Source organism: Nonomuraea endophytica, assembly GCF_014203235.1.
In the GTDB taxonomy this organism is placed as follows: domain Bacteria; phylum Actinomycetota; class Actinomycetes; order Streptosporangiales; family Streptosporangiaceae; genus Nonomuraea; species Nonomuraea endophytica.
In genome coordinates, this window is the sequence record NZ_JACHIN010000007.1 from 326,261 (window position 1) to 341,082 (window position 14,822).

Below are 14,822 nucleotides of genomic sequence, written 5' to 3' on the forward strand. Positions count from 1 at the left end.
TAATCGTCCCTTTCAGTAACGGCTACGGCCGGGACCGCGGTCCAGTCTCTTGCGCCAGCAGGCCGTGTGCCAGTGCCGCCGCTCCTCGTCGCCGCCGGTCCAGTTGGGCCAGCTCACCAGGTGCGGCTGGCCCGCCTTGATCTCCTGGTCGCAGCCCGGACAGCGGTAGTCCTTGGCGGCTCCGGCGCCGCTGAGCATGCGTACCTTCCACTCCCCGTCCGGCCACTCCTCCACCCGGTCGGTGGTCGAGGGGAAGGCGTTGGGGCGTGTCGACTCCTTGCGGCGGGCGCGGCGGGGGCTCATGGGCGCGGGAACGTCTGCAGGCCCGCGGTGACGAGCTGGTCGAGCAGGGGCGCGGGCGCGTAGGACGGCTCGCGGTACTCGGCGTAGAGGGCGCGCAGTCCGTCGCGCACCTGCCGCGGTCCGATGCTCTCGATCATCTCGAACGGCCCGGCCGGATAACCGCAGCCCAGCCGCATGGCGTCGTCGATGTCGCCGATCGAGGCGTAGCCGGACTCGTGCATCCTGACCGCGTCGTTGAGGTAGGGGAAGAGCAGCGCCTCGACCACGAACCCCGCCCGGTCCTTGCAGGGCACCGGGGCCAGGCCGAGCACGGTCATCAGGCCGCAGGCCGCGGTGGCCGCCGCCGGGGAGGTGAGCACGGTGGAGACGACTTCCGCGACGCTCTGGCCCACGAGGTGGACGCCCACCACGCGGGAGGGGTCGGCATGCCGTACGGCGTGCTCGATCACGGGACGCTCACCGAGCCGCAGCACGACGTCGGGCGTGTCGGACTCGCCGAAGCCCGCGGCGGCCAGCCGCGCGGCGAGCTCTTCCGCGCCCTCGCCGCGGACCAGGACCTTGGTCGCGGATGCCTTGTCCGGCTCGTCGGGAGCCGGCTCCTCGCCGTGGAAGCCGCGACCGCTTTTGCGGCCGAGGAGCCCGGCGGTGACCAGTTCGCGCAGGACGGGCGCGGGCGCGTGGCGCGGGGAGCGCGTCTCGTCGAAGAGCACCCCCATGACCTCGTAGGAGGTGTCGAGCCCGATGAGGTCGAGCAGCGCGAACGGGCCCATCGGCAGCCCGACGCCCTTCCGCATCGCCGTGTCGACGTCGTCGCGCGCCGCGACGCCGCGCTCCAGCAGCATCGCGGCCTGGTTGAGGTACGGCAGGAGCAGCCTGTTGACCACGAACCCGGCCCGGTCGCCGACCACCACCGGCGTCTTGCCGAGAGCCCGGGACAGCTCCGCGATCCGCTCCGGCAGCCCTTCGTCCGTCATGACCGTGCCGACGACTTCGACCAGCTTCATGACCGGCGCCGGGTTGAAGAAGTGCATGCCGATCACCCGGCCCGGCCGCCCGGTGGCGGCGGCGACGGCGGTCACCGACAGCGACGAGGTGTTGGTGGCCAGCACCGTGTCCGGCTTGCAGATCCGGTCGAGGTCGGCGAACAACGCGATCTTGTACTCGAGGATCTCGGGGATCGCCTCCACCACCAGGTCGGCGTCGGCGAGATCCTCGCGCGCGGTGGTGAGCGTGATCCGTCCGAGGATCGCCGCCCGCTCCTCGGCGCTCAGCCGCCCCTTGTCCAGGGCACGGCCGGTGGACCTCTCCAGGTGCCCACGCCCGCGCGCGAGCGCCTCGGGATCGGCCTCGACGCCGATCACCCGTATCCCCGCACGCGCGAACACCTCGGCGATCCCCGCACCCATCGTGCCGAGACCGACCACTCCCACCTTTTCAAACGCCATGCCCCCCAGTTTTCCAGAGCCGGTAGGGTGGGCCGTCATGCGGCTGGTCATCGCGCGATGCAGCGTGGATTACATAGGACGGCTCACGGCTCACCTGCCGATGGCGCCGAGGCTGATCATGATCAAGGCGGACAACAGCGTGAGCATCCACGCCGACGACCGCGCCTTCAAGCCGCTCAACTGGATGAATCCGCCCTGCAAGCTCAAAGAGGACGGCGACACCTGGACCGTCACCCACGGCAAGACGGGCGAGAAGCTGGTCCTGACGATGGAGGAGATCCTCCACGACTTCTCCCACGAACTGGGCGTGGACCCCGGCCTGATCAAGGACGGGGTGGAGGCGCACCTGCAGGAGCTCCTGGCCGAGCACATCACGACGCTGGGCGACGGGTATTCGCTGATCCGCCGGGAGTACATGACGGCGATCGGGCCGGTGGACATCCTGTGCCGTGACTCCTCCGGCGCGACGGTCGCCGTGGAGATCAAGCGGCGCGGCGAGATCGACGGGGTGGAGCAGCTGACCCGCTACCTCGAACTCCTGAACCGCGACCCGCTGCTGTCGCCGGTGCGCGGCGTGTTCGCCGCCCAGGAGATCAAGCCCCAGGCCCGGGTGCTGGCGACGGACCGCGGCATCAACTGCGTCACCCTGGACTACGACGCCCTGCGCGGCATCGAACCCGAGAACCCCACCCTCTTCTAGCCCCGTAAGCGGCGTCGGCGCACTCGGGTCCCCTGGTTGGAGCGCCAGGATCCGGCCCGAGTGTTGCCGGGCGCGACGAAATACCCGATCCGGTCAATGCGAACGCCATCAACCAGGATCATTTCTTTTGCCAGCTCCCCGGCGACCGAGAAACGGCGTGTCGCCGTTTGGCTGAGCGCGGGCCAGGATATATGGCCGCGAAACTTTCCAAGAGACGAAGCCGCACCGCACGTGTACTGATCTGAGCAGAGGGTATCCGACCTACTACGCGGAGTTCGCGCAACCGGATGCCAACAGAAATCAGCGCGTGCAGATCAAGGGCGACTACGCCCCCCGCGCACGAAAGAATTTGCGGCGGCATCTCTTTTCAGATGCAAGGAAATGTTTCATGAGCGCTCAGGATTCCAATCTCTCGTCGACCGGATTCGACTATGTCGTCGCGGTGACACAGGACAGCATCAACAGCACCCTGGCCGAATACCTCTACGCCGGACTGCCGGAGGCCATCCTGTGTTACGTATATCAGGGCGACCAGCCGGTGCCGATCGACTTCGCCACCTTCGTGGCCGGGGCGGAAAACACGGATCCTTTCACCGTGCCCGACGGCACGCCGTCGTCCGACGCGAGAGTGCAGAATCTCGACAACGCCAATTTCGCGTTCGCCGTAAAGGCGAAGCTCGGCCTTCCGCCCGGCATCGATCCTTCGTCGCTGCCGCCGATCGTCGTGCTGAAGCCGGGGCAGTCGAACGTGACGTACACGCTGATGTTCGCGGAGTTCGTCGCGACCGAGCTTCTCTACGGCCCGCACGATTCGATGACCTGGTTCAACCAGGCGCAGCCGTCCGGCACGAGCTGGACCTTCTCCGGCGCCGTCGACCTGGACTTCCGGGACACCTCCTTCACGAGCCTGCCCCCGGACGCGCAGAGCCGGCTCAAGGGCATCGGCGACCCCGACATGTTCGGCGTTCAGCAGCTCTACTACGACCTGAACAGCTCCGACCTGGAGCAGGGCTTCCAGTTCGACAACCAGCCGTCGAACAGCGTGCTCAACGCGTTCATGACGAGCGACTTCATCGACACCTACTGGAAGGCGCTCGGTGGCGGCGAGGTGCTCGGCTACACCGCGAAGCAGGTGACGGACACCTCGCCGTCCTCGATCGCGGTGACGGACGTGAACTTCTTCACCCCGGACGCCGTCGGCACGGAGAACGCGCCGCTCACGCTGAACTACCTGTGCGCCACCAACTACGACCAGCTGCCGGACACCACGCACGCCGGGTTCGGCTGGAACTGGATCGAGCCCGGCGAGGTGTCCCAGTACGACGGCGTGGCGGCCCTGAACAGGAACACGTTCGCCAACTATCTCATCAACTTCTACAACGGTAATCAAACGCTGTCCGAATACATCTCATGCAACTGCTTGACCGGGGACGTGACCCTCGTCTGCGATTCTCCCAACGTCACCTACAATTTCAATCTCTTCTACAGCAATCCGACGATAACTTTTCCGGCGTCCGGGTCGACCATCATCTCCGTCGCATTCGGCAGCACCGCTTCCGACGAGTGCGGAGGTCCGGTGCTCGGCGGGAAGATGGAACTCAACAGCACCTACGACTTCTCGGTGAGCGTCCAGGAAAACTTGATGATCATCAGCCAGCACCTCGTCATCTACACCTACATAAGACACGCGGGGAGCGGCGCCGGCGGCAATATCGTCGACAAAGCCATCACGGACGTCTATTCGATGGGCGTGGACGACACCGGCAGCATCGTGGTCTCTCCGCCGGATTCGAACGTGGTCGACAACTCGCAGACGCCAGGGCAGAACGGCTTCCTGAACTGGTTCACGGGAGTCAACCAGCTGCTCGATTACACGAAGCAATACACGCAGGGTTGCTACGCGACCGCCATGACGGATATTCCGGCGTCATTCGTGGAGAACTTCGTCTTTCCCGGCGGATCAACGTTCTCATTCAGCGACGCCGCGTTCTCCGACAACCAGGACCTCGTCTCGCACATCACCTACGCCGACCCGTCGCAGTGAAAGCACCGGAAACACCATGAAGATCTCTTTCGACTCCGAGCTGATGGAGAACCACAAGGCCGCCGTGGTCATGGCCCCCGACCAGGCCTTCGAGGTGCTCCAGTCGCAGGACGGCGACGCGCTCTTCTTCTCGATCGGAACCGACGACGTCTGCTACCTCACCCGCGAGGTGACCGAGACCCCGACCGGCTGGAACAGGATCGACCTCAGCAGCGGCCTGTCGGCGCGGAACGGCGGCGCGCCGGTGACGGCCAAGGCGTTCGCCGTCACCCAGAACGCCCAGACGCTCGCCATCGACCTCGCGCTCGCGGTGACCGTCAGCGGCGCGGACGTCCTGTATCTCTCGCTCGGCAACGCGAACACGGACGCGGCCTGGGCGGACGGTGTCACCTGGACGGCCGTCCCGTTCGACGCGGGAACCGCGCCCGACCCGCTCACCATCGCCGACGTGAGCATCATGAACCTCCCCGCGACCGAGGGTCCGGGCACCGTCGAGGACATCTTCGTCGACGTCCTGCGCCGGCCGGGCGACTCACTGGAGCTGCTCGACCGCTACTACATCACGCCCGGCGACTCGCCCCAGTGGAACCCGCACGAGCTCGCCGCCGACTTCGCCGCGAACAGCGTCGTGAACTGCCTCGGGCAGCGGGAGAACGACCCGATTCCCGGCATCTACACCTTCGGCATGATCAGCAGTGAGCCCCAACTGCTCTTCACACCGCAGTACAACTACTTCGCCCCCGAGAACGCGCCCGACCCCGCCCGGCTGACGCCACCGGCGGGGACCAGCACGATCGCGGCGGCGCTCAACGGCTCCGGCGTGACCAACCTGTTCGTGTCCGCCGCGGACGGCCTGTACGTGTTCACGCCGGACAACCAGCACGACAAGGCCACACCGGTCCAGATCGTGACCGGGAGCCTCCTGGCCGGCGCCGACACCCTCGCCGCGGCGACCGACGCCGAAGGCACAGCGGTCTGGGCTCTCGGCCCGCAGGGCGCCCTGTGCTACGTGCGCTGCGCCGCGGGCAGCGAGGCGGACCCGGCCGCGTGGTCGGCGCCGGTGCCGCTGCTGCCTTCGGCGGAGCGGTTCGCGTTCTTCCTGAACCTCGGCGCCGGCAACAACGTCCTGTTCGCCGACCTGGACGGCCAGGACCTCGTCCAGCTCACCCAGGATCCCGTCACCACCGACTGGCTCCAGCGCTCCATCCTGCTGCCCGCCACCGATCCGGACGACGTGATCACGTACAACACCTTCACCACGCACGTCACCGTCACCGACGACGACGGTCTCGCGGCGCCGTACACCAATGTGGCGGTGACCGCGACCAGCCCGGTGAGCGTCTACCTGGACGACGTCTACCACCTGCTCTCACCGACGGTGCCGGTGAACACGGCCACCGACGCGACCGGGGTGCTGACCGTCGTCCAGGAGACCCAGTCGCTGGCCGCCGTCTGCTTCCGCGTCGTCCTGACCGGCACGCCGGCCGTCGTGGCCGACGTCAACCCCATGAGCAACGCCATCGCGACGCTGAACGGCGTGCAGACAGGTGACGACCTGCGGGCCGTCGTGGTCACGAACGCGGACGGGTCACAGGCGCCGCTCGTGCCCTCCGGCGTCTCCACGGCGGACAGCGACAGCGCCGCCAAGGCCCTCGCGCAGTTCATGACCATCAACTCCGGGCTGCCGCAGGACGGCTCCCGGCAACAGCCCGACGACTCGGCCACCCGCGAGGGCGCCGCGCCGAGGGTGTGGGGCTTGTCGTTCACCGGCGGCGGCCTCACCTACCACGAGGGATACGAAGCCCGGGTGGGCGGGGCCATCGCGGCGGCCATGGGTGACTTCTTCTCCTGGCTCGAGGACTGCTTCGACGACGTCACGAGCTTCGTCGTGCAGGAGGCCGAGGGCATCTACCACCTCTTCGCGACCATCGCCGGCGAGGTCTACGACGTGTTGCTCGACTGCGTCGCCGCGGTGGCGCACGCCGTGGAGTTCGTCCTCAAGAAGATCGAGGTGTTCTTCGAGGACCTGATCAAGTGGCTGGGCTTCCTGTTCGTCTGGTCGGACATCGTCCGCACGCACAACGTGCTGAAGAACATCTTCACGCAGTACGTTGCGAAGAGCATCGACGGGCTCAGCGACGCCAGAACCCAGTTGCAGCACGCGTTCACCGATGTGCAGAGGTACGTCGACGCGTGGGCCGATCTGCCCGGCAACGTTCCACCGAGCCTGAGCGGCACCACCCGCGGCAGTGTCGTGGCGTCCAGCCCGCCGGTGCCCGGCCAGAACAGCCCGCAGAGCAACTGGGGGCTGCACCAGCTGAAGAGCAACGCGTCCAACGGCACCACGACCGCCCAGCCCAACCAGGGGGTCACGGGTGACGTGCCGGCCACGCTCCAGCCGCTGGTGGACGCCCTGAGCCGGGAGGAGGAGATCTTCCAGCAGGCACTCGCCAGCTTCAAGAGCAACATCATCGACAAGATCGACCAGATCTCGTACTCCCAGATCGTCACGGAAGTGATCGCGATCATCACCGACGCGTTCTTGGAGAGCGTCGAGAACGTCCTGCTCGCGGCGGTCGACGTGCTGGCCGACCTCGTCGACGGCGTCATGGACATCCTCGAAGCGACCATCGAGATCCCCGTCCTGTCGTGGCTCTACAAGGAGGTCTCCGGCAACGACCTGAGCCTGCTGGACGCGGCCTGCCTGGTGGCCGCCATCCCGGTCACGATCGGCTACAAGCTCATCGCCGACGAGGCGCCGTTCCCTGACGACGCCACCACGACCGCGCTGATCGACGCGCCGGACTTCGCGACCATCCAGCGGATCTGCACCCCCGCGGACGTCCGCGCCGCCAGGGGAGCCGCGAAGGACTCGACCAGCGACATCCTGGCGCTCACCGGGGGCGTCTGCGCCATGGCCGGAGCGGTGGCGGTGAGCGTGCTCCAGCCGCTGGCCACGAAGGCCCGGCAGTTCAAGGTGGTCACGCAGGCCTTCCCGGTCCTCAACAGCCTGGCGTGCGTGTCGTACTGGGTCTACGTGGCCCCCGACGTCATGGGCCAGATCCAGGACCTGAAGGACCAGAAGTGGTGGGCCATCACCAACCAGGCCCTCACCGATCTCATGATCGTGAAGTCGCTCGTGGATCTGGGCGTCGGGCTGACCGCGCAGGACTCGGGCGCGAGCAAGGTATGGAGCCCGGCGTCTCCCTGGGTGGACTTCGCCGAGAACATCATGTGGGAGGTGCCGACCATCGGCGCGAGCGTCGATGCGGAGAACCAGAACACGATCGGCGTTCTGAACGGCTGGGCCGGGACCTGTTTCGACGGCAGCGGCGTCCTGTCGCCGTTGCTGGCGGACGACGAGGAACCCGTCACCTGGGGCGCCGCGGTCGCCGCCGCGACCCTGTTCAACCTCGCCTACGGCTCGATGTCCTGCGCGGCCGGATCCCTGGCGGCCAAATCCTGATATTCCATCATTGACAGGTCATACATGAAGCTTCTATGTTCGACCTATCACGATAGGAGTATCGGCATGGAAAAGGCCTACCTGACCGGCAATCTGGCTCCCGTTCCCGACGAGATCGACGCCTACGATCTTCCGGTGGAGGGCGCGCTGCCTCCCGAGCTCACCGGACGCTACTTCCGCAACGGCCCCAACCCCCGCCCGGGCGAGGACCCCGGGCACTGGTTCGGCGGGCACGGGATGCTCCACGGCATCCGCCTGCGCGACGGCCGGGCCGAGTGGTACCGGAACCGGTGGGTGAAGACCAAGGCGTTCACCGACGGGGCCGATCTGGTCGGCGAGAAGGGCGTCGATCTGGCCGCCACCCAGGCCAACACCAGCGTGATCAGGCACGACGGCCGCATCTTCGCGCTGATCGAGGTCGGCCTGCCGTACGAGATGACGCCTGAGCTCGACACGGTCGGGCCGGTCGACTTCCAGGGGAAGCTGGCGACGGCGATGACCGCGCACCCCAAGCAGGACCCGATCACCGGCGAGCTGCACTTCTTCGGCTACGGGTTCTTCCCGCCCTTCCTGACCTACCACCGGCTGTCGGCGGGGGGTGAGCTGGTGGAGACGAAGGAGATCGAGGTTCCGGGCGCGACGATGATGCACGACTTCGCGATCACCGAGAACTACCTGGTCTGGCTGGACCTTCCGGTCACCTTCGACCTGGAGCGCGGCGCGGGGATGCCCTACGCCTTCGACGAGGGATACGGCGCGCGGATCGGGCTGACGCCGCGGGCCGGCGGGGTGACCCGGTGGTTCGACGTGGACCCGTGCTACGCCTTCCACGTCGGCAACGCCTGGGAGGACGCCGAGGGCCGCGTGGTGCTCACCGCAGCCCGCTACACCCCCAAGGTCTTCGCCGACCTGTGGGAGCACATCAGCGGCCGGGCCGACGCCGCCCGCCACGCCGCGGGCACGGTCAGCGCCTCCCTCTACAGCTGGACGCTCGACCCGGCCACGGGCAAGGTGTCCGAGGAGCCGCTGGACGACCGCGACGTCGAGTTCCCGACGCTGAACGAGCAGCGGCTCGGCCTCGGCAGCCGCTACCTCTACACGGTCGGCGACCGCCAGATCGTCAAGTACGACCACCAGAGCGGCGCCGCCTCCGCCCTCGCGACCGGCGGCGCGACCGGCGAGGCGGTGTTCGTCCCGGCCGAGGGCGCGCGGGCCGAGGACAAGGGCTGGCTGCTGTCGATCGTCACCTCGGGCGAGGCCTCGCGCCTGCTCGTGGCCGACGCGCGCGACCTTTCGGAGGTAGCGTCGGTACGGCTGCCGCGACGGGTCCCCGCCGGCTTCCACGGATCCTGGCTGGAGGACTGAACCGCATGGAGATCGTGACCGCCGACAAGGCGAACGACCTGGAGGAGATCGGCGAGGTGCTCGGACGGGCGTTCGCCGACGACCCGGTGATGGAGTGGATGATGCCGGTGGTCGCGAGCCGGCCGAGGATGTTCGCCGCGCTGGGCCGCTACATGCACGACGTGGTGGAGGTGGCCCGCGACGGGAGCGGCGCGGTGGCCGGGGCGGCGCTCTGGGACCCGCCCGGCTTCGAACCCGACATGGAGACCGGCGGGCCCGCGCTGCTGGAGGTGATGGGCGACCGGGTCACGTACGGCATGCGGTTGGAGGAGGTGTTCGCCGAACACCGCCCGAAGGAGCCGCACTGGTACCTCGCCCAGATCGGCACCGACCCGGCGCTCCAGGGCACCGGCGTGGGCGGGGCGCTGCTGCGCTCCGGGCTGGCCAGGTGCGCGGGACTGCCGGTCTACCTGGAGAGCAGCAAGGAGACGAACATCCCGATCTACGAGCGGTTCGGCTTCGCCGTGACCAGCGAGATCAAGCTGCCCGACGGCCCGGCGGTATGGGGAATGCTGCGCCCGGCCGTCCTCTGAACGGAGGACAACGGGGTCGGTCGGCCGGAGGTGGTGGAGGCCCGCCGAAATCCGGACCCTGAAGGCATGGACACCGCAGTGCACGTCCGCGGACTCGCCAAGCGCTACGGCGCGTTAGAGGCGGTCCGCGGCATCGATCTGGACATCCACCGGGGCGAGACCTTCGCCCTTCTCGGCCCGAACGGCGCGGGCAAGTCGACCACCATAGAAATCCTCGAAGGGCTCAGGAAGCGCGACGGCGGCGAGGTCAGCGTGCTGGGCGCCGACCCGCACCGGCCGACCCGCGCCTGGCGGGCCCGCGTGGGCATCGTCCCCCAGACGGCCGGTGACGTGGCCGAGGTCTCGGTACGCGAGATCGTCACCCACTTCGCCCGCTTCTACCCGGCCCCGGCCGACCCCGACGAGGTCATCGACCGGGTGGGGCTGGCCGAGAAGGCGAAGGCCCGCGTGGCCAAGCTCTCCGGCGGCCAGCGCCGCCGCCTGGACGTGGCACTGGGCCTGATCGGCAACCCCGAGCTGCTCTTCCTGGACGAGCCGACCACCGGCTTCGACCCGGAGGCCCGCCGCCGCTTCTGGGAGCTGATCAGGAGCCTGGAGGCCACCACGATCCTGCTCACCACGCACTACCTCGACGAGGCCGAGGAACTGGCCGACCGGGTGGCGGTGATCGCGGGCGGGCGGATCGTGGCCGAGGGCACCCCGCGTACCCTCGGCGGGCGGGCGAGCGACGAGGCCACGGTCACGTGGGCGGACGGCCAGGAGCGTACGGACACGCCGACCAAGACGATCGCCGAGCTCATGACCCGCTACGACGGCGAGATCCCCGAGTTGCGCGTCACCCGGCCCACGCTGGAGGACGTCTACCTGCGTCTGGTGGAGGAGTCATGATCACGCTGTCCAGGGCCGCCTTCGAGCTCAAGATCTTCTTCCGTGCCCGCGACCAGGTCGTCTTCACCTTCTCCTTCCCGATCGTGTTGCTGGTGCTGTTCAGCGCGATCTTCGCCGGGACCCTGGAGGGGACGGCCGTCACGGTCTCGCAGCTCTACGCGGCGGCGCTGATCAGCGCGGGCATCCTCAGCGTGAGCTTCCAGAACCTCGCCATCAGCATCGCGGTCGAGCGCGAGGAGGGCGGGCTCAAGCGGCTGGCGGGCACGCCGATGCCCAAGAGCGCGTACTTCGCCGGCAAGGTCCTGAGCGTCCTGGTGATCGCGGCCATCGAGGTGGCGCTGCTGCTGGCCGTGGCGGTGTTCCTGTACGACCTGGAGCTGCCCGCCGACCTGGCCGGCTGGTTGACCTTCTCCTGGGTGCTGGTCCTGGGACTGGCGTCCGGCAGCCTGCTGGGCATCGCGGCCAGCAGCCTGCCCAGCTCGGCCAAGTCCGCGGCGGCGGTGATCACGCTGCCGTTCGTGGTGCTGCAGTTCATCTCCGGGATCTACATCCCCTTCACCGAGCTGCCGCCGTGGCTCATCAACGTCGCCTCGGTCTTCCCGCTGCGGTGGGTGGCCCAGGGGTTCCGTTCGGTGTTCATCGGCGACGGCGGGGTGGCGCTGGAGATGGCCAGGTCGTATGAATTGGGCAAGGTCGCCCTGGTGCTGGGCGCGTGGACGGTCGGAGGCCTGGCGCTGTGCCTGATGACGTTCCGGTGGAAGAGCCGCCGCGACGGCTGAGCTCCGCGGGCCCCAACGTCTGGGAGAGCCTGCGCGGCTGGGAGTTGCTGCTCGTCGTCACCACGCTGATCCCGGTGGTGTTCGCGCTGGTGGGCGACTTCACGGCCAGGGAGAAGGCGATCGTGGCCGGATGCCTGCTGGCCACGATCCCGGTCTACGTGTTCGTCGGCCGGCCGGGCATCATCGCGGAGGACCGGCGCAGGAGCCTGCTCTACGTGGTGCTGCTGGTCGTGCTGTTCACCCCGGCCGCGCTGACGATCCCGGCGATCTCGTTCTCGCTGTTCGGGCTCTGCTCCATGTGCTACCTGGCGCTGCCCGCCAAGCAGGCGACCATCGCCAGCATCGTGTTGTGGACGGGGCCGGCGATCACGGTGGCCGACCGGGAAGATCCGCTGGGGTCGGCCTTCAACCTGATCGTGGTCATGACGGTGGTGGTGTTCTTCTCCGGGACCATGGGCCTGTGGATCGAGCGGATCACCAAGCAGAGCAAGGAGCGGGCGGCGCTGATCGAGGAACTTGAGGCGAGCCGGGCCGAGGTGGCCAGGCTCTCGGCCGAGCGCGGGGCGCAGGCCGAACGCGAGCGCCTGGCCGGGGAGATCCACGACACGCTGGCCCAGGGGTTCACCAGCATCATCATGCTCGTGCGGGCGGCGCAGCGGCAGCCGGATCCGGCCCGGCACCTGGCGCTGGCCGTACGGACGGCGCAGGAGAACCTGGCCGAGGCGCGCGCGTTCCTCTCGGTGCTCGCGCCCGCGCCGCTCGACGACGCCTCGCTCGTCGAGGCGCTGCGGCGGATCACCGAGCGGATGGGCGACGAGACCGGAGTCGGCGTGCGCTTCGAGGCGTGCGGCGCGGCGCGTCCGCTGGCCACCCGCACCGACGTGGTGCTCATCCGTGCGCTGCAGGAAGGGCTGGCCAACGTGCGCAAGCACGCCGCCGCGCGGGCCGTGCGCGTGGGTCTGGAGTACGGCGAGCGGCAGGTGCGCCTGAGCGTGGCCGACGACGGAAGGGGATTCGGGGTGGAGAGCGGCGGCTTCGGCCTGCGCACCATGCGCGGCAGGGTCGAGCAGGCGGGCGGCACGCTGACGCTCACCAGCACGCCGGGCGCGGGGACGACGCTGACCGTGGAGGTGCCGGCGTGATCAAGCTGCTCATCGTGGACGACCATCCGGTGGTCAGGGAGGGCCTGCGCGGCATGCTGGACGGAGACCCCGGCCTCGACGTGGTCGGCGCGGCGTCATCGGGCGACGAAGCGGTCGTGCGGGCCCGCGAACTGGCCCCTGACGTGGTGCTCATGGACCTGCGCATGCCCGGCGGCGACGGCGTGAGCGCGACCGGCCGCATCCTGGCGGACTGCCCGGGGATCCGGGTGATCGTGCTGACGACGTACGAGAGTGACCAGGACATCGTGCGCGCGGTCGAGGCCGGCGCGGCGGGCTACCTGCTGAAGGACACCAGCGCCGAGGACCTGCTCGCGGCCGTGTACGCGGCGGCAAGGGGCGAGACGGTGCTGTCGCCGTCGGTGGCGACCAAGCTGGTGACGCGGATGCGCGCCCCGGCGGCGCAGGCGCTGACGCCGCGTGAGGCGGAGGTGCTGGCGCTGGTGGCGCGCGGGCTGACCAACGCCGAGGTGGGCCGCCGGTTGTTCATCAGCGAGACCACGGTGAAGACGCACCTGCTGCGGATCTTCGGCAAGCTCGGCGTCTCCGACCGCACCGCGGCGGTCACGACGGCCATGGAGCGCGGTCTGTTGTAAGCGTTGATTTACCGGCTTATCGTGGCGGCCATGACGACGCTGACGTTCGACTCCCTGAACCCCGCGACCGGCACGGTCGTGGGCAGCCATCCCAAGCAGGGCCCGGAGGCGGTGCACGCCGCCGTGGGCCGCGCGGAGGAGGCGGCCGCCTGGTGGGCGGGCCTGGGCGCGGCCGAGCGGCGCCGCCGGCTGCTCGACTACAAGGCCGTCATCACGCAGAACCTCAGGCAGCTTGCCACGCTCGTGCACGAGGAGACCGGCAAGCCGGTGGGCGACGCCACGCTGGAGATCGTGCTGGCGATCACCCACATCGACTGGGCGGCGCGCAACGCGGCCAAGGTGCTCGGCCGCCGCCGGGTCTCCCCCGGCATGGTCGGCCTGAACCTGGCCGCCACGCTGGAGTACCTGCCGCTGGGCGTCGTCGGCGTGATCGGCCCCTGGAACTACCCGGTCTTCACGCCGATGGGCTCGATCGCGTACGCGCTCGCGGCCGGCAACGCGGTCGTCTTCAAGCCCAGCGAGCTCACCCCCGGCGTCGGGGTACGGCTGGCCGAGCTCTTCGCCGAGTCGGTGCCCGAGCATCCGGTCCTCCAGACGGTGACCGGCCTGGGCGAGACCGGCGCGGCCCTGGCGGGCGACCCGAGGGTTAAGAAGATCGCGTTCACCGGCTCGACCGCGACCGCCAAGCGGGTCATGGCGGCCTGCGCGCAGAACCTCACGCCGATGGTGGCCGAGTGCGGCGGCAAGGACGCGTTCATCGTGGACGCCGACGCCGACCTGAAGGCGGCGGCCGACGCGTGCCTGTGGGGCGCGCTGTCCAACGCCGGCCAGACCTGCGTGGGCGTGGAGCGGGTCTACGTGGTGGACGCGGTGTACGCGCCGTTCATGCGGGAGCTGGCCGAGCGGGCGAAGACGGTCAAGGCGGGCCAGGACTATGGCCCGATCACGATGCCGGGGCAGCTGGACATCATCCGCCGCCACATCGACGAAGCCACCAAGTCCGGAAAAGTCGTGACTGGTGGGCCGGAGTCGGTCCGCGCGCCGTTCGTGGACCCGGTCATCGTCGAGGACGTGCCCGAGGACTCCCCCGCCGTGCGCGAGGAGACCTTCGGGCCGACCATCACCGTGCGGCGCACCCGTGACGCGCGGGAGGCGCTGGAACTGGCCAACGCCTCGGCGTACGGGCTGGCGGGAACGATCTTCTCCGGGAACACCCGCCGGGCCATGGAACTGGCCAGGCTGATGCGCAGCGGAATGACCGCGATCAACTCAGTCATCTCCTTCGCGGGCGTTCCCGCGCTACCCTTCGGTGGGGTCGGTGACTCGGGGTTCGGCCGTATCCACGGCGCCGACGGGCTGCGCGAGTTCGCCAGGCCCAAGGCCATCTCCCGGCAACGCTTTGCGATGCCCGGGATGAACCTTACGTCCTTCTCCCGGGGCGCCGATGAGCTTGAGCGGCTGATCAGGCTTGTCACGTTCTTGCACGGACGACGTAAGAGGTGAT

Annotated in this window: 12 protein-coding genes; 10 read left to right on the plus strand and 2 right to left on the minus strand. The window is 68.9% G+C overall.

What is annotated here, in order from left to right; genetic code table 11:
- Positions 1 to 12: 12 nt before the first annotated feature.
- Positions 13 to 303, minus strand: a complete 291-nt coding sequence (locus HNR40_RS26665) for an Rv1322 family protein (RefSeq protein WP_184965901.1) — start codon at positions 301 to 303, stop codon at positions 13 to 15.
- The gene (locus tag HNR40_RS26670; protein WP_184965903.1) at positions 300 to 1,748 is read right to left on the minus strand and encodes a 3-hydroxyacyl-CoA dehydrogenase family protein; all 1,449 of its coding nucleotides are present in this window, start codon (positions 1,746 to 1,748) and stop codon (positions 300 to 302) included. The genes HNR40_RS26665 and HNR40_RS26670 overlap by 4 nt, the downstream gene beginning before the upstream one ends.
- Positions 1,749 to 1,785: 37 nt before the next feature.
- Between HNR40_RS26670 and nucS the strand changes: the two genes are divergently transcribed.
- The 10 genes from nucS to HNR40_RS26720 all read left to right on the plus strand — a co-directional run bounded on the left by nucS (position 1,786) and on the right by HNR40_RS26720 (position 14,821).
- Positions 1,786 to 2,448, plus strand: a complete 663-nt coding sequence (nucS, locus tag HNR40_RS26675) for an endonuclease NucS (RefSeq protein WP_184965905.1) — start codon at positions 1,786 to 1,788, stop codon at positions 2,446 to 2,448.
- Between the two features lie 388 nt (positions 2,449 to 2,836).
- A complete protein-coding gene (locus HNR40_RS26680) occupies positions 2,837 to 4,492 on the plus strand; it encodes a hypothetical protein (protein WP_221340838.1) in 1,656 nt (551 codons plus the stop codon).
- A gap of 16 nt (positions 4,493 to 4,508) precedes the next feature.
- Complete coding sequence (locus tag HNR40_RS26685) at positions 4,509 to 7,958, plus strand: hypothetical protein (protein ID WP_184965910.1); 3,450 nt, start codon at positions 4,509 to 4,511, stop codon at positions 7,956 to 7,958.
- A 66-nt stretch (positions 7,959 to 8,024) separates the two neighbouring features.
- Positions 8,025 to 9,323 carry a carotenoid oxygenase family protein gene (locus HNR40_RS26690; RefSeq protein ID WP_184965912.1) on the plus strand — a complete coding sequence of 433 codons (1,299 nt, stop codon included), beginning with the start codon at positions 8,025 to 8,027 and terminating at the stop codon, positions 9,321 to 9,323.
- 5 nt (positions 9,324 to 9,328) lie between these two features.
- On the plus strand, positions 9,329 to 9,895 hold the full coding sequence (locus HNR40_RS26695) for a GNAT family N-acetyltransferase (RefSeq protein ID WP_184965914.1): 567 nt from the start codon (positions 9,329 to 9,331) through the stop codon (positions 9,893 to 9,895).
- 66 nt (positions 9,896 to 9,961) lie between these two features.
- A complete protein-coding gene (locus HNR40_RS26700) occupies positions 9,962 to 10,783 on the plus strand; it encodes an ABC transporter ATP-binding protein (RefSeq protein WP_184965916.1) in 822 nt (273 codons plus the stop codon).
- Positions 10,780 to 11,562, plus strand: coding sequence for an ABC transporter permease (locus HNR40_RS26705; protein ID WP_184965918.1), 783 nt, complete (start codon positions 10,780 to 10,782; stop codon positions 11,560 to 11,562). Before HNR40_RS26700 ends, HNR40_RS26705 begins: the two co-directional genes overlap by 4 nt.
- A complete protein-coding gene (locus HNR40_RS57375) occupies positions 11,520 to 12,704 on the plus strand; it encodes a sensor histidine kinase (protein ID WP_184965920.1) in 1,185 nt (394 codons plus the stop codon). The genes HNR40_RS26705 and HNR40_RS57375 overlap by 43 nt, the downstream gene beginning before the upstream one ends.
- Positions 12,701 to 13,318, plus strand: a complete 618-nt coding sequence (locus HNR40_RS26715; RefSeq protein WP_184965922.1) for a response regulator — start codon at positions 12,701 to 12,703, stop codon at positions 13,316 to 13,318. The genes HNR40_RS57375 and HNR40_RS26715 overlap by 4 nt, the downstream gene beginning before the upstream one ends.
- Positions 13,319 to 13,348: 30 nt before the next feature.
- Positions 13,349 to 14,821: an aldehyde dehydrogenase family protein gene (locus tag HNR40_RS26720; RefSeq protein ID WP_184965924.1), complete on the plus strand. Its 1,473-nt coding sequence runs from the start codon at positions 13,349 to 13,351 to the stop codon at positions 14,819 to 14,821.
- Position 14,822: the final 1 nt, after the last annotated feature.